21 protein-coding genes are annotated in these 22,824 nt (G+C 63.3%); 3 read left to right on the top strand and 18 right to left on the bottom strand.

The features are described from left to right. Positions 1-254 precede the first annotated feature (254 nt). The 13 genes from BUB39_RS17860 to BUB39_RS17800 all read right to left on the bottom strand — a co-directional run bounded on the left by BUB39_RS17860 (position 255) and on the right by BUB39_RS17800 (position 14,204). A complete protein-coding gene (locus tag BUB39_RS17860) occupies positions 255-1,031 on the bottom strand; it encodes an SDR family oxidoreductase (protein WP_073056118.1) in 777 nt (258 codons plus the stop codon). Between the two features lie 4 nt (positions 1,032-1,035). Then, positions 1,036-2,211, bottom strand: a complete 1,176-nt coding sequence (dgoD, locus tag BUB39_RS17855) for a galactonate dehydratase (RefSeq protein ID WP_073056115.1) — start codon at positions 2,209-2,211, stop codon at positions 1,036-1,038. A gap of 21 nt (positions 2,212-2,232) precedes the next feature. Next, the gene (locus BUB39_RS17850; protein WP_244540296.1) at positions 2,233-3,159 is read right to left on the bottom strand and encodes an SMP-30/gluconolactonase/LRE family protein; all 927 of its coding nucleotides are present in this window, start codon (positions 3,157-3,159) and stop codon (positions 2,233-2,235) included. After that, complete coding sequence (locus BUB39_RS17845) at positions 3,153-4,304, bottom strand: mandelate racemase/muconate lactonizing enzyme family protein (RefSeq protein WP_073056113.1); 1,152 nt, start codon at positions 4,302-4,304, stop codon at positions 3,153-3,155. The genes BUB39_RS17850 and BUB39_RS17845 overlap by 7 nt, the downstream gene beginning before the upstream one ends. A 42-nt stretch (positions 4,305-4,346) precedes the next feature. Further along, positions 4,347-5,093, bottom strand: a complete 747-nt coding sequence (locus tag BUB39_RS17840; RefSeq protein ID WP_073056111.1) for a ribonuclease activity regulator RraA — start codon at positions 5,091-5,093, stop codon at positions 4,347-4,349. A gap of 39 nt (positions 5,094-5,132) precedes the next feature. After that, positions 5,133-6,344, bottom strand: a complete 1,212-nt coding sequence (manD, locus tag BUB39_RS17835) for a D-mannonate dehydratase ManD (protein ID WP_073056109.1) — start codon at positions 6,342-6,344, stop codon at positions 5,133-5,135. 48 nt (positions 6,345-6,392) lie between these two features. Next, on the bottom strand, positions 6,393-7,280 hold the full coding sequence (locus BUB39_RS17830) for an NAD-dependent epimerase/dehydratase family protein (protein ID WP_210187104.1): 888 nt from the start codon (positions 7,278-7,280) through the stop codon (positions 6,393-6,395). Between the two features lie 22 nt (positions 7,281-7,302). Next, entirely contained in the window at positions 7,303-8,265 is a 963-nt protein-coding gene (locus tag BUB39_RS17825) for a mannonate dehydratase (RefSeq protein WP_073056861.1), read from the bottom strand. Positions 8,266-8,333: 68 nt separating this feature from the next. Beyond that, the gene (locus BUB39_RS17820; RefSeq protein ID WP_073056107.1) at positions 8,334-9,338 is read right to left on the bottom strand and encodes an ABC transporter ATP-binding protein; all 1,005 of its coding nucleotides are present in this window, start codon (positions 9,336-9,338) and stop codon (positions 8,334-8,336) included. Between the two features lies 1 nt (position 9,339). Further along, complete coding sequence (locus BUB39_RS17815; protein WP_084527604.1) at positions 9,340-10,374, bottom strand: ABC transporter ATP-binding protein; 1,035 nt, start codon at positions 10,372-10,374, stop codon at positions 9,340-9,342. Positions 10,375-10,379: 5 nt separating this feature from the next. After that, on the bottom strand, positions 10,380-11,288 hold the full coding sequence (locus BUB39_RS17810; RefSeq protein ID WP_084527602.1) for an ABC transporter permease: 909 nt from the start codon (positions 11,286-11,288) through the stop codon (positions 10,380-10,382). Between the two features lie 12 nt (positions 11,289-11,300). Beyond that, on the bottom strand, positions 11,301-12,299 hold the full coding sequence (locus BUB39_RS17805; protein ID WP_073056105.1) for an ABC transporter permease: 999 nt from the start codon (positions 12,297-12,299) through the stop codon (positions 11,301-11,303). A 105-nt stretch (positions 12,300-12,404) separates the two neighbouring features. After that, positions 12,405-14,204 carry an ABC transporter substrate-binding protein gene (locus BUB39_RS17800; protein ID WP_073056103.1) on the bottom strand — a complete coding sequence of 600 codons (1,800 nt, stop codon included), beginning with the start codon at positions 14,202-14,204 and terminating at the stop codon, positions 12,405-12,407. A gap of 514 nt (positions 14,205-14,718) precedes the next feature. Between BUB39_RS17800 and BUB39_RS17795 the strand changes: the two genes are divergently transcribed. Continuing rightward, positions 14,719-15,768, top strand: coding sequence for a mannonate dehydratase (locus BUB39_RS17795; RefSeq protein WP_210187103.1), 1,050 nt, complete (start codon positions 14,719-14,721; stop codon positions 15,766-15,768). Positions 15,769-15,784: 16 nt separating this feature from the next. On the opposite strand, the gene BUB39_RS17790 is transcribed toward BUB39_RS17795, so the two are convergent. The 5 genes from BUB39_RS17790 to BUB39_RS17770 form a co-directional block, all read right to left on the bottom strand. After that, complete coding sequence (locus tag BUB39_RS17790) at positions 15,785-16,981, bottom strand: mandelate racemase/muconate lactonizing enzyme family protein (protein ID WP_073056100.1); 1,197 nt, start codon at positions 16,979-16,981, stop codon at positions 15,785-15,787. Between the two features lie 47 nt (positions 16,982-17,028). Beyond that, on the bottom strand, positions 17,029-18,354 hold the full coding sequence (locus tag BUB39_RS17785; protein WP_244540295.1) for a mandelate racemase/muconate lactonizing enzyme family protein: 1,326 nt from the start codon (positions 18,352-18,354) through the stop codon (positions 17,029-17,031). A 31-nt stretch (positions 18,355-18,385) separates the two neighbouring features. Beyond that, positions 18,386-19,090: a GntR family transcriptional regulator gene (locus BUB39_RS17780; protein WP_073056097.1), complete on the bottom strand. Its 705-nt coding sequence runs from the start codon at positions 19,088-19,090 to the stop codon at positions 18,386-18,388. Positions 19,091-19,288: 198 nt separating this feature from the next. Further along, positions 19,289-19,723: a DUF1801 domain-containing protein gene (locus BUB39_RS17775; RefSeq protein ID WP_073056095.1), complete on the bottom strand. Its 435-nt coding sequence runs from the start codon at positions 19,721-19,723 to the stop codon at positions 19,289-19,291. Positions 19,724-19,729: 6 nt separating this feature from the next. Next, positions 19,730-19,945, bottom strand: coding sequence for a hypothetical protein (locus BUB39_RS17770; RefSeq protein ID WP_073056093.1), 216 nt, complete (start codon positions 19,943-19,945; stop codon positions 19,730-19,732). A 237-nt stretch (positions 19,946-20,182) separates the two neighbouring features. On the opposite strand from BUB39_RS17770, the gene BUB39_RS17765 reads away from it, so the two are divergent. Both BUB39_RS17765 and BUB39_RS17760 read left to right on the top strand, forming a co-directional pair. Further along, positions 20,183-21,397: a putative DNA modification/repair radical SAM protein gene (locus BUB39_RS17765; protein ID WP_073056091.1), complete on the top strand. Its 1,215-nt coding sequence runs from the start codon at positions 20,183-20,185 to the stop codon at positions 21,395-21,397. Further along, on the top strand, positions 21,394-22,803 hold the full coding sequence (locus BUB39_RS17760) for a UdgX family uracil-DNA binding protein (protein WP_073056089.1): 1,410 nt from the start codon (positions 21,394-21,396) through the stop codon (positions 22,801-22,803). The genes BUB39_RS17765 and BUB39_RS17760 overlap by 4 nt, the downstream gene beginning before the upstream one ends. The last annotated feature ends 21 nt before the right edge of the window (positions 22,804-22,824 follow it).

Here is a 22,824-nt window from a genome sequence, read left to right as displayed (position 1 = left end):
CGGTGCGGAAAAGGGCATGTTGCGGCGCGTGATGCGGCCGACACAAAGTCGCCGTAAAGCGGCCTGCGCCGGACATGGGGTTCCGACGACGCCGGAAATCCGTCGCGGCGGCTGTCACTCCTGTCGTCACGAAAAAGTGAGAGGAGGTTTGAGTCCGAGTGCCGCTAGGCACTGCTTCCGCGCTTCAAAATCGCGTTGCGGCAGCGGTTTGCATGGCCTGCGGGATGGTCTGCCCCTGACGGCCGGGCCGTCGGCTACTCGTGATAGAGCACCGAGCGGCCGCCATCGATGACGATGCAGGCGGCATTGATGAAGGGCGCCTCGTCGGAGGCGAGGAACAGTGCGGTCATTGCGACCTCCTCGGGTCGCCCGATGCGTTTTGGAGGATGCATGTCGAAGACGCGCTTCCGCTCGGCCGCCGGGTCTGGAAAGGTGTTCCAGTAGTCGATCGCCAGATCCGTCTCGATATAACCCGGCGCAATAGCATTCACGCGGATGCCTTCCGCCGCATAGTCGATGCCGAGCGCCCGCGTCAGGCCGAGCAGCCCGTGCTTTGCCACCGGGTAGGGGAAGCAGCCTGGAATGATCGAGAAGGAATGCGAGGAGGCGATATTGACGATCGCGCCCGAGCGCTGCGCCCGCAAGGCCGGCAGGACCGCCTTCGACATGCGCCAGACGCCGTCGAGATCGACATCGAAGCAGCGTCGCCACTCCGCCTCCGTCGTCTCATGCGGCTTGTGGAAGACATTGATGCCGGCATTGTTGACGAGGATGTCGATCCGCCCGAAGCGGGCCAGCGTCGCCTCGGCGGCGCCCTGGACCGCGGCATCGGACGTGACGTCGGTCTCGACGAACAGGACGCTCGCGCCGGTCGCCGCGATAGTGTCGGCGGTTGCCCGGCCTGTCGCTGCGTCGCGTTCTGCGATGACGACCGCGGCGCCCTCGCGCGCGAAGGCATGGGCGATGGCTGCGCCGATGCCGCGTCCGGCGCCCGTGATGATCGCGACTTTGTCCTGAAGGCGGGCTGTCATCGGTTTACCAATCCACGATCGTGCCATCGGGCATGGCTGCCGCGCGGGTCGGGAACGGTTCCTGTTTCCAGGGGTGCCGCGCCGCTACCGCGAGGTCGACCTCGATGCCGAGGCCGGGCCGCTCGGGGATCTGCCAGGCGCCGTCTACGCGCCGGATCGGGCCGTCGACGACCTCGAAATACCAAGGCACGGCGCCGGTCATCTCCTCCTGGATGATGACATTCGGCGTCGCGATGTCGAAATGCAGGGCTGCCACGCCAGCGATCGGTCCGAGCGGATTATGTGGCGCAAGGCCGATGCCGGCGACCTCGGCGAGCGCTGCAATGCGCCTCGCCTCGCTGAAGCCGCCGCAATGGCAGAGGTCGGGCTGCGCCACCGTCATGGTGCGTGCCTCGATATAAGGTGCAAACTCCGCCGCGCTGGTCAGCCGCTCGCCATGCGCGATCGGCACGCGCGAGGCCATGGCGATCGCCTTCATCGACGGGACGTCGCCAGGCGGGATCGGCTCCTCGGCGAACATCACGTTGAACGGCTCGAGCGCATGGAGATAGGCCAGCGCCGCGCCGGCGGAGGCGCAGCGGCCGTGGAAATCCACCATCAACTCGATCTCGGGGCCGACGGCATCGCGGAGCGCCGCCATGCTGTTCGCGAAGTCGTCGATAGCACGCGGCGTCGCCGTGTAGTGCGTGTAGGGCACGTTGACGATCTTCATCGCCCTGTAGCCCTGTTCCTTGACGGCGAGCCCGCGCTCCACGAGCGAACTGGCATCCATGGAATTATAGACGGCGTCCATCTCGCCGAGGCCAAGATGGGTGTAGACGGGGACGCGGTCGCGGACCTTGCCGCCGAGCAAGCGCCAGACAGGAACACCGAGCGACTTGCCGAAAATGTCCCAGAGCGCCATCTCGATGCCGGACAATGCGGTCATGCCGATGACGCCGAGTGGCTGCCAGAAGCCGTGCTTCTTCATGGCGCGCACCGCCTGCTCGATGTCGCGCGGGTCACGTCCAAGAACCAGCGGCTCGAGATCGGCGATGGTGCCGACGATGGCGCGCGCCTTCCATTCGAGCGTCGCCTCGCCCCAGCCGTACAGGCCGGGCTCGTCTGTCAGCACGCGCACGAACACCCAGTTGCGCAGATCGGCATTGACGATGTGGGTTTCGATCGCAGTGATCTTCATGACTGGGCTCCGATCCGCCGTCTAGGGCGTTGCGCCGGCTGCATTCACACGGCAGACATAGACGGAGGTCGTCGCCGTCATCATCAGGAGGTGGCCGTCGGCGCCGCCAAAGGTGAGGTTCGCGGCGCGCTCGGGTAGCCGCAGACGACCGATCAATGTCCCGTCCGGCCAGTAGCAGCGGACACCGTCGTCGGTCCCCATCCAGAGGCGGCCCTCCGTATCGGCGCGCAGTCCGTCGAAATGGCCGCCAGGCTCGGCGATCAGCACCTCGCCGCCCGAAAGGGCGCCATCGGCGCCGACCCGGAAGCGGCGAAGATGGTTGGGGCCGTCCGCCAGATGCGTGCTGCCGGTGTCCACGATGTAGAGCAAGCTCTCGTCCGGCGAGAAGGCGAGGCCGTTCGGCATGACGAAGTCATGCGTCACCTGTCGCACTGCGCCTGTCGCGGGATCGAAGCGGTAGACATGGCAGCCCTCGACATCGGCGCCTGCAGGGCGCTCGGCCTTGCGGCCATAGCTCGGATCGCTGAACCAGATCGAGCCGTCGGATTTAACGACGACGTCGTTCGGCGACTGGAAGCGACGCCCCTCGATGCGGTCGACAAGCGATGTGATGCTGCCGTCTGTCTCCGTTCGCGTGATCCGGTGCGGCGTCTGTTCGCAAGAGACAAGCCGGCCCGAACGATCGACCGTGTTGCCGTTCGGACTGTTGGCCGGATAGCGGAACGTCGAAACCGTGTCGCTGGCCTCGTGCCACGACCAGATCGTATCGCCGGGAATATCCGACCAGACGAGCAGGCCCTGGCTCGCCAGCCAGGCCGGTCCCTCCGCCCAGCGCCCGCCGCTCCAGATGCGGCGTGCGCCGGCGTCCGGGACGGTGCAGGCTTCGAAACGCGGGTCGATGACCTCGAAGGCCGGCGTCTCGATCTCTTTCAGCGGCAGCGCTACCAATTCGTCACCGAGCCATCGTGGCGCTTCAGGTGCGGTGCTTCCCAGAACTTGAAGCTCTGCTGCTGGATCAGCGTCTCGTTCACCTCGACGCCGAGGCCTGGTGTATCCGTGACCGCATAATGCGCGTTCTCGATGCGCGGCTGGACGGGGAAGAAATCAGAATTGTCGAAGCCGAGCTGTTCGGCGGTCGAGGTGCGGGTCTCCAGCCAGGAGAAGTTCGCCACGGCTGCCGCGAAATGCACGGTTGCCGCCGTGCAGATCGGCCCGAGCGGATTATGCGGCATCATGTCGACATAATGCGCCTCGCTCCATCCGGCGACCTTCATCGCCTCGGTCAGTCCGCCGACATTGCAGATGTCGATGCGGTTAAATTGGTGGATGTCGCGCTCGATGAAGGGCAGGAACTGCCATTTCGAGGCGAATTCCTCGCCGATGGCGAAGGGGATGTCGACCATCCGCCGCAGCGCCTCATAGGCTTCCGGCGTCTCGTCGCGGATCGGCTCCTCCAGGAAATCGAGCGTGCCGGACGGCATCTTCTGGCAGAAGCTTGCCGCCTCGGCGACCGATAGGCGGTGGTGATAGTCGATGCCGAGCACAACATCGCCGCCGAGCTCCTCGCGCGCCTTGACGCACCATTTGGCGGTCGTCGCGATATGCTCGCGCGGCTCATACACCGTCGGGTTGGCGTGGCCGGAGGGCGACAGGCGCATGGCGACCCAGCCTGCCGCCACCAACTCCTTTGCCTGCTCGATCATCGCCTCGCCGGGCGCGGCCGTCGTCGACGCGAAGGTCGGAATGCGATCGCGCTGCTTGCCGCCAAGAAGCTGGTGGACCGGTACGCCAAGGGCCTTGCCGAGGATATCGTAGAGCGCGATGTCGATGGCCGAGATGGCCGCCTGCAGCACGCGCCCGCCCTCGAAATACTGGCTGCGATACATCTCCTGCCACAGGGCCCCGATCCGGAACGGATCGCGGCCGATGAGGAATTCCCGATAGTGCTCGAGAGCGCCGACCACCGCCTTCTCGCGGCCCGAGAGCCCGCTCTCGCCCCAACCGAACACGCCTTCGTCTGTTTCAATCTTGACCAGAAGCTGGTTGCGCGTGCCGACCCAGACGGGATAGGCGCGGATTTCCGTGATTTTCATCGCGAGTGGTCCGACAGTTCGAGGAAGAAGCGAGGAAACGGCTCAGAGCGTGGGGAGGGGGTTGCTCTTGCGCCACTCCTCATATTCGGGGCGCGCTTCGTCGGACAACGGATAATAGCGCTGCAGCGAGCCGCCCTTGAGCAGCATCTCGCGCGAGAAGTCCTCCCAGTCGTGATGCGTGCCGGCATGTTCCAGCACCTGGTAGCCGAGCGCCGCCGGAACGACGCAGGCGCCGTCATCATCGGCGACGATGATGTCGCCTGGCATCACGGTGACGCCGCCGCAGGCGATCGGCGTGTTGACGGCGAAGGGCATCAGCTTGGTCTGGGTGTGGAAGTTCGGCGTCACGCCGCGCAGCCAATAGCCGAGATCGATCTGCTTGGCGTGCGGGAAATCGCGGATGCAGCCGTCGATGACGACGCCGGCGCCACCGCGGCCCTTGAAATAGGTCAGCATCATCTCGCCGAAGATGCCTGAGCGCATATCGCCGCGCGCATCGACCACGACGATGTCGCCGGGCTGCGTGTGATAGAGCACATGGCGGTGCAGCTGCTTCTCGGGATCGAGATATTCGCCGTCGCCGTAGAGGTCCTCGCGCTTCGGCATGAATTGCAGCGTCAGCGCTGGTCCGGCGACCGCGCGTCCCGGTGTCCAGGCGACGGGGCCTTCGATGAAGGTGTCGCGCACGCCCATATGGTGCAGCGTGCTGCAGGCCGTCGCGCAGCCAAGCGCCTGCAGCGCGCGAACCAGTTCAACCGGCGGCCGGACGATGTCCTTCGTCTCGATCATGGTGTTCTCCTCCGAAATTCCGCGATGCGCCGCGTGGCGCTACCAGTGCCAGATCGTGCCGTCCTCGAGCCGGTTGACCGGCAGATAGGCGCGCTCATAGGGGTATTGGGCTGCGAGATCCTCGTCGATATCGACGCCGTGGCCGGGCGCTTCGCCCGGATGCAGATGGCCGCCGTCCTGCTGCCAGGCATGGGGGAAGACCTCATGCATCAGCGGCGTGTAGCCGGAGAATTCCTGGATGCCGAAATTCGGCACCCAGAGATCGATATGGACATTGGCGCCCATGGCGACCGGGGAGACGTCCATCGGCCCGTGGCAGGCGGTGCGGATATGATAGACCGACGCGAAGTCGAAGATCCGCCGGAGCCCGGTGACGCCACCAGCATGAACTGATGTGGCGCGGATATAGTCGATGAGCTGCTCCTCCATGACCAGCTTCGCGTCCCAGATCGTGTTGAACACCTCGCCGAGCGCAATCGGCGTCGTCGTGTGCTGGCGGATGAGGCGGTAGCCCTCCTGCAATTCGGCCGGCACCGGATCCTCAAGCCAGAACAGGCGATACGGCTCCAGATCCTTGCCGAGCCGCGCCGCCTCGATCGGCGTCAGGCGATGATGCGTGTCGTGCAGGAGATGCGGTTCATCGCCATAGGTGTCGCGGAGCCGCTGGAACAGCTTGGGGATGTGGACCATGTATTTCGAGGTCGACCAGACTTCCTCGTTCGGCAGCGCGTCGACCATCCCGCCTGTACCCTGCACCGAGCCCTTGCCGGTGCCGTAGATGGCGGGCAGGCCGGGAATGCCGACCTGGGCGCGGATCGCGAGGTAGCCCTCGTCACGCTTCTTGCCGACTGCATCGACCGCTTCCTCGATCGTCATGCCCTGCGCATGCGAATAGACCATCACCTTCTCGCGGGAGGCGCCGCCGAGCAGCTGATAGAGCGGCATGTTGGCCGCCTTGCCCTTGATATCCCACAACGCCATGTCGACGGCCGAGATGGCCGCCATCGTGATCGGCCCGCGCCGCCAATACGCACCGCGATAGAGATACTGCCAGATATCCTCGATCCGGGCCGGATCGCGGCCGATCAGCAGCGGCGCGACGTGGTCCTGAAGATAGCTGACGACCGCGAGCTCGCGGCCGTTCACCGTGCCATCGCCGATGCCGTAGAGGCCCTCGTCGGTCATTATCTTGACGGTGACGAAGTTCCGCCCCGGCGAGCAGACGATGACTTTGACGTCGGTGATTTTCATGGAAGGCAACCTTGAGACGGGGCGGGGGTACGGCGGGCGACAGGCGGGCTAGTCGAGAGTATGGCGCCAGCCGAGCATCCGCTCGGCCTTGGCGGAGGAAAAGAAGCTGCGATAGCCGCTGAGGTCGCCGCGAACCGGCACATCCGGGAAGAAGCGTGCGGAGAGTTCGAGGCTCGGTATATCGACCACCGTATCGGGCGCCACGATGTAGAAAACCTCATGGCCGGTGAACGGCGCATCGAGCGCCTGCAGGCAGGCACGCGCCGCGGCATCGAACGTCGTATAGGCCCAGAGATGCTTGGCGATCTCAGGCGTCGCATGAGCATAGATTTCGGCGGCTTTGGCGCGGGCCTCGCAGACATAGTGAAACCGCATCGAGGCGATGCCGAGTTCGCTGTAGCGGCGCGCGAAGCTGTCGGCCTGCTGCTCGCAGATCCATTTCGAAAGGCTGTAGGGCTCTTCGGAATAGTTCGGATGCTGTTCATCGAGCGGGAGATAGTCGAAATGCGCTTCGCGGCTGAAGGAAAGCCCGATCGCATTGACGCTTGACGCCTGCACCATCCTGGTGATGCCGACTTCGACGGCGGCACGCAGTGCGTTGTAGCTGCCGACGACGTTGTTGTTATGAATGATGTGATCGGGATGGCGCCCCGGCGCTGGGATCGCCGCCATGTGGATCAGGGCGTCAGCGCCGCGGAAGGCCTCGACCAGCGCGTCATAGTCGCCAATATCCGCTTCGACGAAGTGGACGCCCGTCAAGTCGGCCTTAGCGGGCGGCGCGACCCGGTCAATGCTGATGACGCGGTGCCCGCGACGCACCGCCTCATCGGTGATCGCCCGCCCGATGCGCCCGCTGCCGCCTGTGACGGCGATCGTCCTGATTGAGCCTCCGGCCGCGGGGGCGGATGGGTCATTCGCCATGCTCGTCGCGCTCATCGGCGCGTTCCTTCCTGATGCTTCATGATGCGTAGACGGCCTGGTGCAGGCCGCGGATATAGCCGATGGCGTAAAGCCGCCCGAAGGCCGAGTAGCCGGCATGGTCGTTGCTGTCGCCCTCGACGGTCGGCACATGATCGGGCCGCAGGACGCCGTCGAAGCCGATGTCGCGATAGGCCTTCATGCAGGCCAGCATGTCGGTCTTGCCGGCGTCGTGCCAGGTTTCCTCGAAGGCCTCCGGTGTGCCGCGCACGTCGCGGAAATGAACGAAGGAGATTGTCTTCCCGAACTTACGGATGGCGGCCGGCAGGTCGTCCGTCATCAGCGTGAAGTTGCCTTGGCAGAGCGTGATCGTGTTCATCGGGCTCGGGACGAGCTCGATCAGACGCTGATAATTGTCGATCGACCGCATGATCCGCCCGACACCGCGGATCGGCGACAACGGCGGATCATCCGGATGCATCGAGATCTTGACGCCTGCCTTCTCGGCGACCGGCAGGACCTTCTTCAGAAAATATTCGAGATGGGCCCAGAGCGCCTCTTCGTCGATTGGCGGATTGGTGGTCAGGTCTTCAGGCACGTCTTCAAGCCGGAAGCTCGTCACCACGGAACCGCCGCGCGAGGGCGTCGCGAGATTGGTCCTGACCCAGTTGAAGTCGGTCATCCACTCGTAGCACCAGACGGGAATGCCGAGCCGGCCCATATTGGTCAGCAGCCGGCAGACCGTCTCGATCTCCGCGTCGCGCCCTGGCAGGCCACGCTTCGCCTTGTTGAGCGGCGGCCGCGCTTCGATCACCACGAGCTTGAAACCGCCGGCCTCGTAGCGCTCCTTGAGCCGCTTCAGTGGCGCAAAGTCCCAGGGTGCCTCGCCTTCGAGAAGATCCTCGGGCGGCAACCCGCCAACCGCGAGGCTGACGCCGGCCTGCTGCGCCAGCCGCCAGACAGGCGTCGGCGTCGGGCTGATGAATTCAGCGATTTCGAGCATCGGCAAGTAATTCCCATGATCGGCGCCGATCGCGGACCGGCTGTGGTGGACGCGCATGCGGAGTGGGTTCAGACGGGTAGGAGTTCGGAAAGCTGGGCCTTGGCGATTTCGGGGCGCTTTTCGTAGAGGAAGCAGGACGCCGCGTGCCGCTCGTCGATGCGGAACAAGGGCGGATCCTGCTTGCAGATCTCCATCGCCATCGGACACCGTGTCCGGAAGCGGCAGCCATCCGTATTGCCACCGACTTCGCGCGCCTTGATCGGCTGCGCCCCCCAGCGCTGGTCGAGATTGGGCCAGGGGATCGAGTCGACCAGGAGCTGCGTGTAGGGGTGCTGCGGTTCCTTGATCACGCGGTCGACGTCGCCGGCCTCCATCACCGAGCCGCGATAGAGCACGATGATCGATTTCGCGATGTGATAGGCCGTTGTGAGGTCATGCGTGATGTAGATGACCGAGACGCCATGGTCGCGCTGCAGGTTGCGCAGCGTCTCGAGGATCGTCGCGCGCAGAGAGGCGTCGACCATCGAAACCGGCTCGTCGGCGATAAGCAGGCGCGGCTTCAAGAGCAGGGCACGGGCGACATTGATGCGCTGCCGCTGCCCGCCCGAGAGCTGGTGCGGGAAGCGACCGAGAATGTCCTCCGGGCGAAGGCCGACTGCCGTCAGGGCCTCCTCCATCTTGTTGCGGGCATCTGCCTTTGATTTCGCGAGGCCGAAACGCTTGATCGGGACGGTGAGCAGGTGGTCGACCGTATAGAACGGGTTGAAGACCGCGAACGGATCCTGAAACACCGCTTGGACCTCGCGGCGATAGGCCATTTTTTCCGCGCCGTGCAGCGAGGCGATGTTCTTGCCGCGGTAGATGATCTGTCCCGCCGAGGCCGTGATGAAGCCGAGCAGCAGCATGGCGAGCGTCGTCTTGCCGCTGCCGCTCTCGCCGGCGACGGTGAGGATGGTTGGCTCATCTTCCTTCAGCGTCAGCGAGAAGTTGCGAAGCGCAATGGTTGAATGGGCGTTGATGATGCCGTGCGAATAGACCTTCGAGACGTTCTCGAGGCGCAGCAAGTCGGCCATGTCATGCTTCTCCGTCATAGAGATGGCAGGTCACGCGCCTGCCGCCGGGCAGGACCTGCGGCTCCGGCCGGATCGTCGTGCAATGGGGCATCGCGCTGGCGCAGCGCGGATGGAACGCGCAGCCGCTCGGCAGGCGAAGCAGCGACGGGGCAAGGCCGGGAATGCCTTGGAATACGCCCTTGTTGCCGAGGCTCGGAAGGCTGGAGATAAGCGCCTGCGAATAGGGGTGCTTCGGGTCCGTGAACATCTCGCGGACGGTGCTGACCTCGACGAGTCGGCCGGCATACATGACCGCGACCTTGTCGACGAACTGCGCCATCAGGCCCATGTCGTGGCCGATCAGGATGACGGCCGCGTTGATCGCCTTCTGCACATTGTCGATCGTCTCCATCACCTGCCGCTGCGTGACGACGTCGAGCGCGCTTGTCGGCTCGTCGGCGATGATCACATGCGGATCGAGCAGGATGCCGATGGCGATGCAGACGCGCTGCTTCATGCCACCGGAAAGCTCATGCGCGTACATGCGATAGACGCCGGGATCGAGGTCGACCGACTGAAGCGCGCGCTTGCAACGAGCCTCGATCGCGGCGCGGCCCTCGCGCGGCAGATGCGATTTGACCGCATCGACCATCTGCGCGCCGATCCGTGTCACGGGGTTCAGCGAGTTCATCGCGCCCTGCGGGATGTAGGCGATGCGGGAGAGCCGCGCCTTGCGCATACTTTCCGCGTCGAGCGTCATGAGATCGCCGCCGCCAACGACGACGGAGCCGCCTTCGATGCGTCCCGGCGCCTTGATCATGCGCATCATGGCAAGAGCGAGGGTGCTCTTGCCCGAGCCTGACTCCCCGACCATGCCCAGCTTTTCACCGGAGTTCAGCGTGAAGCTGACATCGTCGAGCGCCTTGGCGCGGCCCGAGTCCGTGTAATAGGTGACTTCGAGATTGTTGACGCGAAGGATGGGTCCCCCGTCCCCCACCGCGCGGAGGCGCACTGCTTCTACCGGCCGTGCCGGATCCTGCACGAGAATGGTGTTCATCGTGGTCACTCCGACCTGCGCACGCGGGGATTGGCGAGCTCGTCAAGGCCCATATTGATGAGCGCAAGCGAACCGAGGATGAGGATCATCGCGATCGACGGGATGATCGGCCACCACCACCAGCCATTGAAGAAGGCGCCTTGCGACTGCGCGGCCCAGATGATGTTGCCGAGCAGCGGCTCGCGCAGCGGTCCGAGGCCGAGTACCGCCAGATAGAAGGCGGCGAACACCGCCGAAAAGACCTGCGCCACGAAAGCGGCCGCAATGAAGGGCAGCAGGCAGGGCAGGATTTCCTTGAAGATGATGCCGAGATCGCTGACGCCGGAAAGCTTGGCGACGGCGACGAACTGCCTCTCCTTCATGGTGAGCACCTGCGAGCGGATGACCAGCGTCGGTCCCATCCAGGCGAGAAGCACGACGATCAGCGCCATGGTGACGATCGTGACGTCGCGCTTGTCGAGCGAGCCGGCGATGACGACCTGGATCAGGAGAACCGGAATCGGCGTCAGGATCTGGCAGACGGTACGGATGGTGCCGTCGATCCACTTGCCGAAATAAGCCGAGATGAAGCCGAGGACGACGCCGATAAGCGTGCCGAGGCCGCCGGCGAACACGCCGATGAACGCGGTCTGCCACATGCCCACCACCATGGCGGCGAGCAGGTTGCGGCCGAAGAAGTCTGTACCGAACGGATATTTCCAGCTCGGTGGCTTCTTGGCGGCGACAGACAGCGGATAGGCCTGCTTGAGATCGACTGTCATCAGGCCGATGACGGTGAAGGCGACGAGGCCGAGCAGGATCAGGACGCCGAAGGCCAGGCCCTTGTTGCGGCGCAGATAGCGGAGGAAGAGGACGAAACGGCTGGGCCGCTCAACCTGCTTCAAAATCGGGGGCGACAGCGCGACAGTCGACATGCGTTTCGCTCCTTATGAACTGCGGACGCGGGGGTCGAGCAGGGGATAGATGAACTCGACGATGGTCATGAGCACCGCGACCGCGATGGTGATGAACAGCACGATGCCGTAGATCGTCGGGAAGTCGTTGGCGCGGATGGCGAGGTTCAGCATCGTCCCGATGCCGGGAAGCCCGAACAGGCCTTCGACGATGATCGCGGAAGTCACCATCGTGCCGAGCGCCAGCGCGAGGCCCGTCACCTGCGGCAGCATGGCGTTGCGCAGGTAATAGTCGCGGAAGATCCGGCCGCCGGTCAGCCCCTTGTGCTCGGCGAAGTTCACATAGTCTTCGCCTTGGATGGTGACGCCCATGCCACGCATCGACAGCACCCACCCGCCGACCGAACCGAGGATGAGCGCGAGCCCCGGCAGAATCTGGTGACGCATTAGGTCGAAGAAGAAGGTCCAGGTCCAGGTCGGCACCACGCCGACCGAATAGGCGCCACCGAGCGGCAGCCATTTGAGTCGGAAGCCGATGAAGAACAGCAGCAGGATGCCCATGATGACCGGCGGTACGCCCGTCAGAAGGATGAACGGCGTCGCGAAGGCGCGCAGCCAGTGCGGCGCGCGCGGCCAGGCGGCGACTGCGCCGAGCAAATTGCCGATGATGAAGCTGAGGATGGTCGTGACGAGCAGCAGACCGAGCGTCCAGGGCAGCGACTGCGCGATCAACTCGGTAACGGTCGTCGGATAGCGATAGAGCGAATAGCCGAAATCGAGGTGCAGGATGTTGCCGAGATAGGTCCAGTACTGCTCGTAGAGCGGCCGGTCGAGGCCGAACTGCCGGTTCATCGAGGCGATGATCTTCTCGAGGTCGGCTGGCGAAAAACCGCCTGTCCGCGCCAGCTCGCCAAACCGTTCGCGTAGCGCGTTGCGGCTCGACAGGCGTGGAATGAAAAAGACGATGGTCGAGGCGGCCCATATCACCAAGACGAGGAATAGTAGCCGCCGAATGACGAGTTTGAGGCTCACGTGATGGTCCCTGACGTCGCTTGCCGTATCGTTTGCGGTGGTGCGGTGCGCGCCGCGGGGCGCGCACCTTTGTCGCAAAGCGGACAGTGATCCGCGGCTCCTGCGCTAATTCGCGCCGGAGGGCTGAAGACCCGTGATCACCAGGGCGCCGGTATGGGCCCAGAACGCGCCGTTCTCACCGGCGGCGACATTCGTGGAACTCGGCCAATTCTTCCAGTAGTGGTTGTTGTAAGGAATGCGATGCAACCACTGGATGACCGGCACGTCGATCACATCGCGCCAGTAGATGCCGAGAGCCTTCGCGGCGCCTTCCTGGAACTTCGGATCGTCGGAACCGAGCGGCGAGATCTCGTCGAGAATCTTGTCGAACTCGGGATTCTTGTAGCGCGAGAAGCGGTTGTTGCCTGCGGCCGAGCCGATCGACTCGCTGTACTTGCCGTGGAACAGGTTCAGCGCCTCGAAGGGATCATAGAGGCTGGCGCCATGGCCGAAGAGATAGAGCCCGGCCTTGCCGTCGACCATGTTCTGGTAGGCGTCGGTGCCGAAATTGACATTCGAATCGAAGCCCGCCTGCCGCAGCATTTCGGCCAGCACAGGAGCGATGTCGCCATGAATGGTCTCGAAGGCCTGGATCGTGGCATCGAACGTCTTGCCGTCCTTCTCCCACAGCCCGTCGCCATTCTTCGTCCAGCCCGCCTCGGTCATGAGCTTGGCGCTCTCCTCGACGTCGAACTTGCCGGGTTCGTACTTGGCGGCTTCGGCCTTCACCGCGTCCGAATCGGCGAATTTCTGTAGGTTCGGATAGAGCGGGAACGGATAGATCGTCGCGATCTTGGCGCCGTCATAAAGGACTTCGTTGATACGATCGCGGTCGATGGCGAGGCTGATCGCCTTGCGGACCTTGACGTCGTTGTAGGGCGCCAGCTGCGTGTTCATCCACAGCGAGTTCGGCCACCAGTCGAGATAGCCATAAGGCGATTCTGTGCCGGTCCAGGACTGCACGTCCTTGTTCTGCTCGAGGATGTTGCCGATGACCTGCGCGCGCATGTCGACCGAGGAGTCGAACTCGTTGTTCACGAGCCGCTGGGCCACGGTGTCGATGGGCTGATTCAGGATGTTGACGATGACGACGCGCTTGACAGCCGGCTCAGGCGAGCGGCCGGCCTTGACCGCCCACCAGTCGGGCCGGAGGTCGAGGATCTTCTGGTTGGCGTTCCAGGCGACGACGCTGTAGGGGCCTGAATGCGGGATCTCGTCGAGACCGACAGAAGCGGTCGGGTTGGCCTGCGCCGCCATCCAGTGCTCAGGCACGATCGGCAGGCCGGTGTCGAACTTCTCGGTCAGCACCTCGAACTTGAAGCGGGGCGCCGGCTGCTTGAACTTCACCTCGACCGTCAGATCGTCCTTGGCCGTGACGCTGTCGACGAACTGCGTGAAATGCGCGTGATATGGCAGCGTTTCATACTTCATCTGGCCTTCGAACGTGTAGGCGACGTCCTTGGCCGTCACCGGCTTGCCGTCGCTCCACTTCGCGTCCTTGTTCAGCTTGATCTCGAGCTCGGTGAAATCAGGCTTCGTGTATTCCATGCTGTCGGCGAGCCACGGAATGAACTGGCCGCCATCCTTGAAGATGCCGAAATACATCAGCGGCTCAAACAGGAGGTTGTTGCCCTCCTGATGTGTGTAGCCTGGCAGCACCCAGGGATTGGTGGTGCCGATCGACGTGCCGCCTGAGACGCCCCATGCGAGATTCAGCGTCTGATTGCGCGGGACATCGGGCAACGGGCCCTTCGGAACGATTTCCTGAGCCGCCGGCAGGCCGGGGCTTTCAGCAAAAGATGCGGCTGGGGCAAGAAGCGCCGCCGCGGCCAGCACGATGCCGGCAATATGTCTCAGTTTGACCATATGACAAAACTCCTCCCTTGTCTGTTGAATGAAGCAAACGTCGTGACGTGCTTCGATCGGCGCAGTTGAACGTGTCCTCCTCACACCAGAAACAAAATCGGAAAGGCTGTGTCCCTGCCGGGATCTTGTTCGCCTGTTCGGATCTGATCTTGCCGGCGCGTCATCCAGCGATGTCGCGCATTTCCTTCAGCGTCGAGTTGGCTGCGAATGATTGCCCACAGACAGAGGGCTGATGCAGCACATGCGATCGTTCGGCAACAGATTATCAATCACGCGATACAGTATTCGTATCGCGATCGACGTGAATCCGCTGCGCGAAGAGCGCTGTCTCGAACTTGTCTTCTTTTCCTTCCCTGGCGATATTGCCCATCTTAAAGCAATCCGCTTATTATCTATTGTTTCCAACACGGTTACGTCACTTTGACGACTTGGTCAATCGCGAAACGTGTTTCAAAGTGTCTCTTTCGCCTACTGAAAAATCCCTCCCGCCTTATCGATGAAGTGGAGAAGAACGATGTCGAAACCCGCGATGCGCATCGCCGTGGGCCAGTTTCATGAGCTCACCGACGAGAAGCTCCGCTTTGCGGCCCAGATCGGGGTGGGCGGTATCCAGATGAACAATCCGACCTTGCCGGGCGATCACTTCTGGGAGGAGGCCGACATCCGCCGGCTCGTCGAGAAAGTCGAGGCGGCGGGGCTTGTCTTCGAGGCGATCGAAAATGTTCCGACCCACTTCTACAACAAGGCCATGCTCGGCCTGCCGGGACGTGACGAGCAGATTGAGAACTATTGCCGGACGCTGGTGAATGTCGGGCGCGCCGGCGTGCCGATCCTTGGCCTGCATTTCATGCCGAATTCCGTCTGGCGCACCGATCGGAGTGCTCCTGGCCGCGGCGGCGCCGGCAACACGCGCTTCGAGATGGCGAAGGTCGAGGCGGCCGGCAAGGACGCCTGGCGCGCCTTCATGCCGACGACGCTTGGGCGTCCGGATTCGATGCCTGTCTTCGATGACGCCGACGGCATCATCACCGCCGAGATGATGTGGTCGAACTACTTCTATTTCATGGATGCAGTCCTGCCCGTGGCGGCCGAGGCCGGCGTCAGGATCGCGCTGCATCCCGATGATCCGCCGGTGCCAATGCTGGGCGGTGTCGCCCGCATCTTCAAGGAGCCGACGGATTTCCGCCGCGCCTATGCCCGCTATGCCGACAGCCCCGCCTGGGGCCTCGACCTCTGCCTCGGCTGCTGCTCCGAGATGCCCGGCGGAGCCGACAATGTGCGCGACATGATCACCTTCTTCGGACCGAAGGGCCGAATCTTCTACGTCCATTTCCGCGATGTGCAGGGCACGGTGCCGGACTTCACCGAGTGCTTCATCGGCGAAGGCAATTTCGATCCCGCCGAGGTCATGGCGCTGCTGCATGCCAGCGGCTTCACCGGCTTCCTGCTCGATGACCACGTGCCGCAGATGGATGGCGACACGGCCTGGAACCATCGCGGCCGTGCGCATGCGATCGGCTACATGCAGGGTCTCCTGCGCATGGCCGAACGCGCCGCTGCCTGATAAAGGCGCGGCCTTCTCAGTCGAAGAAGGCCGCGTCGTCTTCATGGAGATATTTCCTTGCGGCGTCTGCGTTGATATCGAGGCCGAGGCCGGGCGCCTCGAACAGATCGATCATGCTGTCTGTGACGATCTTTTCGGGGAGGCCCTCGATGATGTCGTGCCACCAGGGGTCTGAGGCGCCGGGATATTCGAAGCCGACATAGTTCGCCGGCAAAGTCGCCGAGACATTCACGAGTGCGCCAAGACCAAGAAGGCCGTTGGCGATGCCGTGCGGCGCCATCAGGATCGAGTGCATATGCGCATGCTCCGCGATCCATTTGAGCTCTGCGATGCCGCCGACATCGCCAGGATCGGGGCCGACGACATTGACCGCCTGGGTCTCGATCAGCTCCTTGAAATTGTTGCGGAGATAGATCTGCTCGCCGGTATGGATCGGCGTCGACGTGGATGTCGTCAATTCGCGGTAGAGCTGCGGGTTGACCCAGGGCGTGTAGTCGCCGGTCAGCATGTCCTCGAGCCACATCAAATGGTATTTCTCGACCGCGCGGGCGAAGCGGATTGCGTCGGGCAGCATCCAGCCGGGCCCGCAGTCGAGCGCCAGGCTGACCTTGTCGCCGAGCACTTCTTTCATCGCCGCGACGCAGTCGAGCATGTGGTTGAAGCCACGCTCGCTGATGAGGCCTGTATCCATGGCGCCGTGGAAGCGGCTGTTCTGGGGAATGCCGTAGTGGAAGTCCGGGAAATCGCGCTTCATCGAGGAGTGGAAGCTGATGCCCTGCTTCACCATGAAGAACTGCTCGGGCTGTTCCATCATCCACTTGCATTCGGAGGCATAGTCTTCGGGGCTGGTGCCCGACATCGGGCGCCGCCGGAAGCCGTTGTAGACGCGGACCTTGTCGCGCACCTTGCCGCCGAGCAGCTTGTAGACCGGGACGTTGGCTGCCTTGCCGGCGATATCCCAGAGCGCATGCTCTATGGCGCTGACGGCAGCGCCATAAGGCTTGAAGCTACCGCGCTGGCGGATCTTCAGCATGCACCGCTCGACATCGGTCGGGTCCTCGCCGATCAGCGCCTCGCGGAACTGCAGCACGAACGGCTTTAGGTAAGGCTTGGTCCATTCGACCTCACCCAGCCCGTACAGGCCTTCATCGGTGGTGATGCGGACGATCGGATGACGGCCGATCACCGCGCATTTCAGATCCTTGATCTTCATGGGCGTCTTTCGCGCACAGAGGGCTTTGGGGTAGACGAGACGGCCCTTCAGTCGTCCTCGTGGCCTCGGAAGTCGGCGCCGACGCGCAGATCGTTCCACTCGGTGGTGTCGCTGAAATAGCTGGCGGTCTTGCGGAGGTTCTCTCGGATCACGTCCTCGTTGAGGTCGATGCCGAGACCGGGCGCGTCCGGCACCGTCACATAGCCGTCGGCCATGTAGTTCGCGTCGAGACCCTTCACGAGATCGCGGAAGAAGGGGAGGTCGAGGCCGTGATGCTCGACCGCAACAAGGCTGGCAATCGACGCGCCGAGATGGACATTGGCCATGAAGCCAACCGGCGAGCAACACGCATGCAGCGCGGTCGGAATACCAAAGCGCTCGGCATGGTCGGCGACGCGCTTCGTTTCCATCAGGCCGCCCGAAGACAGCATGTCGGGATGGATGATATCGAAGGCGCGCGTCTCGATCGCCTCGCGGAAGCCTTCCCAGAGATAGAGGTCCTCGCCGGCCGCGACCGGTGTCAGTAGCGCATCGGCCACCTTCTTGTGCCCGGCGATGTCGCGCCAGGGCATGACGTCCTCGATCCAGGCAAGATTATAGGGCTCGATCGCCTTGCCGATGCGGATCGCTTCGTCGGCCGTGACATAGCCTTCGCCGAAATGGTCGGTGCAGAGCGAGATCTCCTCGCCGACGGCGCCGCGCACCGCAGCGCAAATCTCTGCCGCGAGTTCGACGCCACGCTCGCTGATCCGCGGACCGGCGCCACGGCCCGGAACATACCATTGATTATATTGATGGTATTCGTGCTTGGTCGCGCTGCCGACCAGAGCGCCCGGCGTCTTTTCGAACAGGCGGGCGGGAAGATCGAACTTGATGAAGGTAAGGCCGAGCGCCTTGCGCTTCATCACGACCTCGACATAGCCCTCCGGCGTCTGGTTGCGCGGGGCGGGCGTGTCGCCATAGAGGCGGACCTTGTCCCGATATTTGCCGCCGAGCAGCTGATAGCAGGGGATGCCATAGACCTTGCCGACAAGGTCCATCAGCGCGATCTCGATGCCGCAAACGCCGCCTGCCTCGCGGCTGTCGCCGCCATAGCGTTTGATCGACTTGAACAGGTAGTCGACATTGCACGGGTTCTGGCCGACCAGCAGGTGCTTCAGGCGGAGCGCGGTATCGGGATGCGCGCCATCGCGCACTTCGCCGAGGCCGTAAATGCCTTGGTTGGTATCGATCCGAAGGATCGGATAATAGCCGTGGCCGACGATCGTCGCGACGCGAACATCGGTAATTCGAAGCTTTGACGGCTGAGAGGACGTACGGATGCCGTTCTCGACGCTCTCAACTAGCTCCAGTGGCTCTGACGCAATAGACAAGACATTCCCTCCAAAGGATAAATCATGGTGGTTATTCCACCTTGTCTTTATGGATATTGTGACGCGAGGCGCGCATCTGCTCGATGATGTGCCTGCCTGATCCTTCGACATGCCGGGCGATGATTGCCGCGGCTGCTTGGTCGTCATGGGCCTTGATCGCCTCAAGGACCTCGCCATGTTCGCGCATCACGGCGGCTTGGCGACCGAGCGACGTGCGATGGCGGCGGCTGATCGCCCGGAGGATCTCTCGATGCTTCCACCAGAGATCGACGGCATGGCGGTTGTAGTGCCGCTGATACATCGTGTGGTGGAATTGCGTGTCGAGCAGCCCGTGGCGGATCGGGTCGGCGTAGTTCAGCGCTACCATCTCGGCATGCAACGCCTCGAGCGCCGCGATGTCCGCCTCGGTGGCGATGCCGACAAACCAGCGCGTCAGCGCTGGTTCGATCAGCACCTCGATCTCATAGATGTCGCGAATGAACTCTTCGTCGATCGGCCGGACGCGGGCGCCGCGGTTCTGCGCCATCGTGACGAAGCCTTCGCCGCGCAGTTGCTGCAGGGCCTCGCGCACGGGATTTGTTGATGTGCCGTGCTGGGCGGCGAGGTCGGCGACGATCAGGCGGGCATTGGCCGGCAGCCGACCTGAAATGATGTCCTCGCGGATCGCCTCATAAACCGAGGCCTCGCGGTCGAGCGTGGGAAACAGGGGGACGTCGAGGCTGGCAAAAGTGTTCATCAACCGCTTCGCATGCCCTTGGAATTCGCGCTCTGGCGGGTTAGCGCATAATGCACTGCATTTCGTGTACGATTTCTAGCGGAGTTGCTCGCAGTCGTCGAGGCCCTGCTCACAATTTCGAGGAAAACGGACGATGATCGGCGCCGGGATGCATGACCGGGGCAACCCCCGCCCGCAATCAGCCAGGCAGCGTCGCGGTCATTTCGTCGTGGAAAAGCCGGTCTCAGTCTTGGAGCGGGCCGGGCGGGCGGCGATATTCCGCGCCGCTGCTTCGCGGACGAGCGCCTTGAAGGCCTCGTCGTCGATCGTGTCGCCGGCGTGGATATCGATCGCCCGGCGCGTATTGCCCGTGAGGCTCGCATTGAAGAGACCGGATGGATCCGCGAGGGATGCGCCCTTGGCGAAGGTGAGCTTCACGACGTCCTTGTAGGTTTCGCCGGTGCAGATGATGCCGGAATGCGACCAGACCGGCACGCCGCGCCATTTCCATTCCTCGGTGATGGCGGGGCCGGCTGACCGGATCAGCATGCGCATATAAGCGAGCCTCTCACCGCGCCAATCGGCCAGTTCGCTGATGCGCCCATCGATCAGCCGCGTCGCTGCGCTGCTGTCATTGTCATCGCTGCGCGTCATCGCGATTCACGCGCTCGTGCTCAAATAGGCAAAGGTCACGCCATCAGAGGCATCCGCGAGTTCGAGGTCGCTCGCTGTCCATGTCTCGACGGGTGTTTCCTTGACGCTGCGGGTATCCACGCGGCGGACGAGGTCGAAGCCGTCGTCCTCGCCGGCGATCATCACCTCCGCATTTGGCAGGTTGAGTGCGTTGAGCCGAGCGATCAGTTCCGTGACGGTCATGATAGTCCTCCATCCGCTTCGCAGGTGCATCGGTTGTGCGAAGCCGATCGATTTTTAAGCCGGGGCGGCGCCGGGTCAATGCGCGGCATGTCCGTGCGATCCCGCCTACGAACGACATGCTGCCAAGTTCAAGCTTCGCGTCGGAACTGTTCGGCCTTGTTGATCCCCCGCGTTGAATTGACTCGATCCGAGCACCATAACTGTTTAGAACAAATCATGAACATCTGAAGGTGACGCATGGCACTCACGAGCCTTGAAAAGCTTCGCATCCTCGCCGATGCCGCGAAATACGACGCATCCTGTGCTTCTTCGGGCGCTGAGAAACGCACTGCGAAGCCTGGCGGTATTGGTTCGACAACGGGAAGCGGTATTTGCCACTCTTACACGCCGGACGGGCGTTGTGTGTCATTGCTCAAGATCTTACTGACCAATTATTGCCTTTTCGATTGCTCATACTGCATCAACCGTCGCTCATCGAATGTCAGGCGGGCGCGCTTCAGCGTCGATGAGGTCGTTCGCCTCACGCTGGAATTCTACAAGCGCAACTACATCGAGGGCCTGTTCCTCTCCTCCGGCATCATCCGGTCGCCCGACTACACGATGGAACAGATGATGCTGGTGGCGAAGCAGCTTCGCCACCAGCATGGCTTTGCAGGCTATATTCATCTGAAGGCAATTCCCGAAGCTAGCCCGTGGCTGATCGAGCAAGCCGGCCTGTGGGCGGACCGGCTTTCCGTGAATGTCGAACTGGCCTCGGATATCAGCCTGAAAAAGCTTGCGCCGGAGAAGGACAAGGGCTCGATCCGGGCGGCCATGGGCCAGATGCGCGAGCGCATCGTCGAGGCGCGCGAGGAGCGCCGGTCCTTCGCCCCGGCGGGGCAAAGCACGCAGATGATCGTCGGGGCTGACGACGTCACGGACGAAGCGGTGCTGAGGACCAGCTCGGACCTCTATTCCGACTTTGGCCTCAAGCGGGTCTACTACTCGGCCTTCAGTCCCATCCCCGAGGCGAGTCCTGTCCTGCCGGTGAAGGCTGCGCCGCTCAAGCGCGAGAACCGGCTGTATCAAGCCGATTGGCTGCTGCGCTACTACGGTTTCACCGTGCAGGAGATTGCGGCAGGTGGTGAAGACGGCATGCTTGATCTCGAAATCGATCCGAAGCTCGCCTGGGCGCTGAAAAATCGCGATCGCTTTCCGGTCGACGTGAACAGCGCCGACCGCGAGCTGCTGCTGCGCGTTCCCGGCCTCGGCAGCCGCGCCGTCGATAAGATCATTGCCTGCCGACGTCATACGCGGCTGCGATGGGACGATGTCGGTCGCTTGAGTGGCGGCATGAAGCGGGCAAAGGCTTTCCTCGTCACCGCGGACCATCACCCTTCGCATCTGACCGATCGGCTCGATCTCCGTCAGCGCCTTGCACCGCCTCCGCGGCAGCTCGGTCTCTTCGAATGAAGCGGATCGAACTTTGCGACGGCGCCGATGCCGAAGGCTTCAGGCAGGCGGTGCGGTTCCTCGTTGCCGAGCTCATTCCACCCGCGGAGGTCGTGTGGAGCAGCTCGAACAGCCCGGCGCTGTTCGGCGAGGCCGTTGCGGCTGGCGCGCCACCGGTCGCCTTGCCCAAGGCGGTTGCCGAACTTGTCGGCCTGGTCGTCTGTCACCGCGATCCCGAGCGTTACGCGCTGCTTTATAACCTCATCTGGCGGGTTCTCCAGGGCGAGCGCAGCCTCCTGGAGATTGCAAGCGACCCGCTGGTCCACCGGTTGCACATAATGGCGAAGGCCATCCGGCGCGACATTCACAAGATGCACGCTTTCGTCCGCTTCCGCCGCGTCGAGGCCTCGGACGGCGAATGGTTCGTCGCGTGGTTCGAGCCGGATCATCTTATCGTCGAACGCGTTTCCTCGTTCTTCATCGACCGATTTCGCAGCATGCGCTGGTCGATCCTGACACCGGTCGGATCGTTGCGCTGGGATGGCGACCAGCTCACGACGGGGCCTGCCGCGGTGAAGGGTGACGCCGCCACGAATGACGACATGGAGGAAAGCTGGCTCGGCTATTACGAGAGCACGTTCAATCCGGCACGCGTCAATCCGTCGATGATGCGCGCTGAAATGCCGACGCGCTATTGGCACAATCTTCCCGAGGCGCAGCTGATCCCCGGCCTCCTTCAAGCGGCGCCGCAGCGCGTCAAGGATATGACTGAACGCGAGGCGATGGCCGCCGTCAAACGCAACCCGGACAAGGCAGTTGCCGCCATGACCGATCAAGAACCAAAGACGCTCGAACAGCTCAACCAGCTCATCGCGGCATCGGAGCCGATGGTTCCGGGCGGGACACACGCGGTCCTCGGCGAGGGTCCTGACAGGGCCGACATCGCCTTTGTCGGGGAGCAGCCTGGCGATCAGGAGGATCTCCAGGGCCGTCCCTTCGTCGGACCCGCCGGAGAGCTGCTCAATCGCATGATGGACGAGGCCGGGATCGATCGTCGCGCTGTTTATCTCACCAATGCAGTCAAGCACTTCAAATTCCAGCAGCGCGGCAAGCGGCGGCTGCATGTCGGGCCGACCGCGGGAGAGGTGAAGCACTATCGCTGGTGGCTCGAAAAGGAACTTAGTTTCGTCCATCCGAGGCTGGTCGTCGCGCTCGGGGCAACCGCCGTCCTTGCGCTGACCGGCAAGGCCCTTCCCGTCACGAAGATGCGCGGTCCGGCTGTGCTCGGAGAGCATCCGGGCTTCATCACCGTCCACCCGGCCTATCTGCTGCGTCTGCCCGATGCCGAGGCGAAAGAGGCGGCGTTGGCGCTGTTTCTTCAGGATCTCCGCGCCATCAAGGCGCTGGCTCAACGGACGCGTGAGTAATCAGGCGCTACGGTGCATGGG

Origin of the sequence: Kaistia soli DSM 19436, assembly GCF_900129325.1 — a bacterium.
GTDB classification, from domain to species: Bacteria; Pseudomonadota; Alphaproteobacteria; order Rhizobiales; family Kaistiaceae; genus Kaistia; species Kaistia soli.
This window is presented reverse-complemented; position numbering and strand designations above follow the sequence as displayed.

Excerpts from the sequence above, each read along its gene's own strand:
- BUB39_RS17840 (WP_073056111.1), bottom strand. The coding sequence starts at position 5,093 with ATGATCGAGACGAAGGACATCGTCCGGCCGCCGGTTGAACTGGTTCGC.
- BUB39_RS17775 (WP_073056095.1), bottom strand. The coding sequence starts at position 19,723 with ATGACGCGCAGCGATGACAATGACAGCAGCGCAGCGACGCGGCTGATC.
- BUB39_RS17760 (WP_073056089.1), top strand. The coding sequence starts at position 21,394 with ATGAAGCGGATCGAACTTTGCGACGGCGCCGATGCCGAAGGCTTCAGG.
- BUB39_RS17780 (WP_073056097.1), bottom strand. The coding sequence starts at position 19,090 with ATGAACACTTTTGCCAGCCTCGACGTCCCCCTGTTTCCCACGCTCGAC.
- BUB39_RS17765 (WP_073056091.1), top strand. The coding sequence starts at position 20,183 with ATGGCACTCACGAGCCTTGAAAAGCTTCGCATCCTCGCCGATGCCGCG.
- BUB39_RS17820 (WP_073056107.1), bottom strand. The coding sequence starts at position 9,338 with ATGGCCGACTTGCTGCGCCTCGAGAACGTCTCGAAGGTCTATTCGCAC.
- dgoD (WP_073056115.1), bottom strand. The coding sequence starts at position 2,211 with ATGAAGATCACTGCGATCGAAACCCACATCGTCAATGCCGATCTGCGC.
- BUB39_RS17860 (WP_073056118.1), bottom strand. The coding sequence starts at position 1,031 with ATGACAGCCCGCCTTCAGGACAAAGTCGCGATCATCACGGGCGCCGGA.
- BUB39_RS17795 (WP_210187103.1), top strand. The coding sequence starts at position 14,719 with ATGTCGAAACCCGCGATGCGCATCGCCGTGGGCCAGTTTCATGAGCTC.
- BUB39_RS17830 (WP_210187104.1), bottom strand. The coding sequence starts at position 7,280 with ATGAGCGCGACGAGCATGGCGAATGACCCATCCGCCCCCGCGGCCGGA.
- BUB39_RS17790 (WP_073056100.1), bottom strand. The coding sequence starts at position 16,981 with ATGAAGATCAAGGATCTGAAATGCGCGGTGATCGGCCGTCATCCGATC.
- BUB39_RS17810 (WP_084527602.1), bottom strand. The coding sequence starts at position 11,288 with ATGTCGACTGTCGCGCTGTCGCCCCCGATTTTGAAGCAGGTTGAGCGG.
- manD (WP_073056109.1), bottom strand. The coding sequence starts at position 6,344 with ATGAAAATCACCGACGTCAAAGTCATCGTCTGCTCGCCGGGGCGGAAC.
- BUB39_RS17815 (WP_084527604.1), bottom strand. The coding sequence starts at position 10,374 with ATGAACACCATTCTCGTGCAGGATCCGGCACGGCCGGTAGAAGCAGTG.
- BUB39_RS17845 (WP_073056113.1), bottom strand. The coding sequence starts at position 4,304 with ATGAAAATCACGGAAATCCGCGCCTATCCCGTCTGGGTCGGCACGCGC.
- BUB39_RS17770 (WP_073056093.1), bottom strand. The coding sequence starts at position 19,945 with ATGACCGTCACGGAACTGATCGCTCGGCTCAACGCACTCAACCTGCCA.
- BUB39_RS17825 (WP_073056861.1), bottom strand. The coding sequence starts at position 8,265 with ATGCTCGAAATCGCTGAATTCATCAGCCCGACGCCGACGCCTGTCTGG.
- BUB39_RS17800 (WP_073056103.1), bottom strand. The coding sequence starts at position 14,204 with ATGGTCAAACTGAGACATATTGCCGGCATCGTGCTGGCCGCGGCGGCG.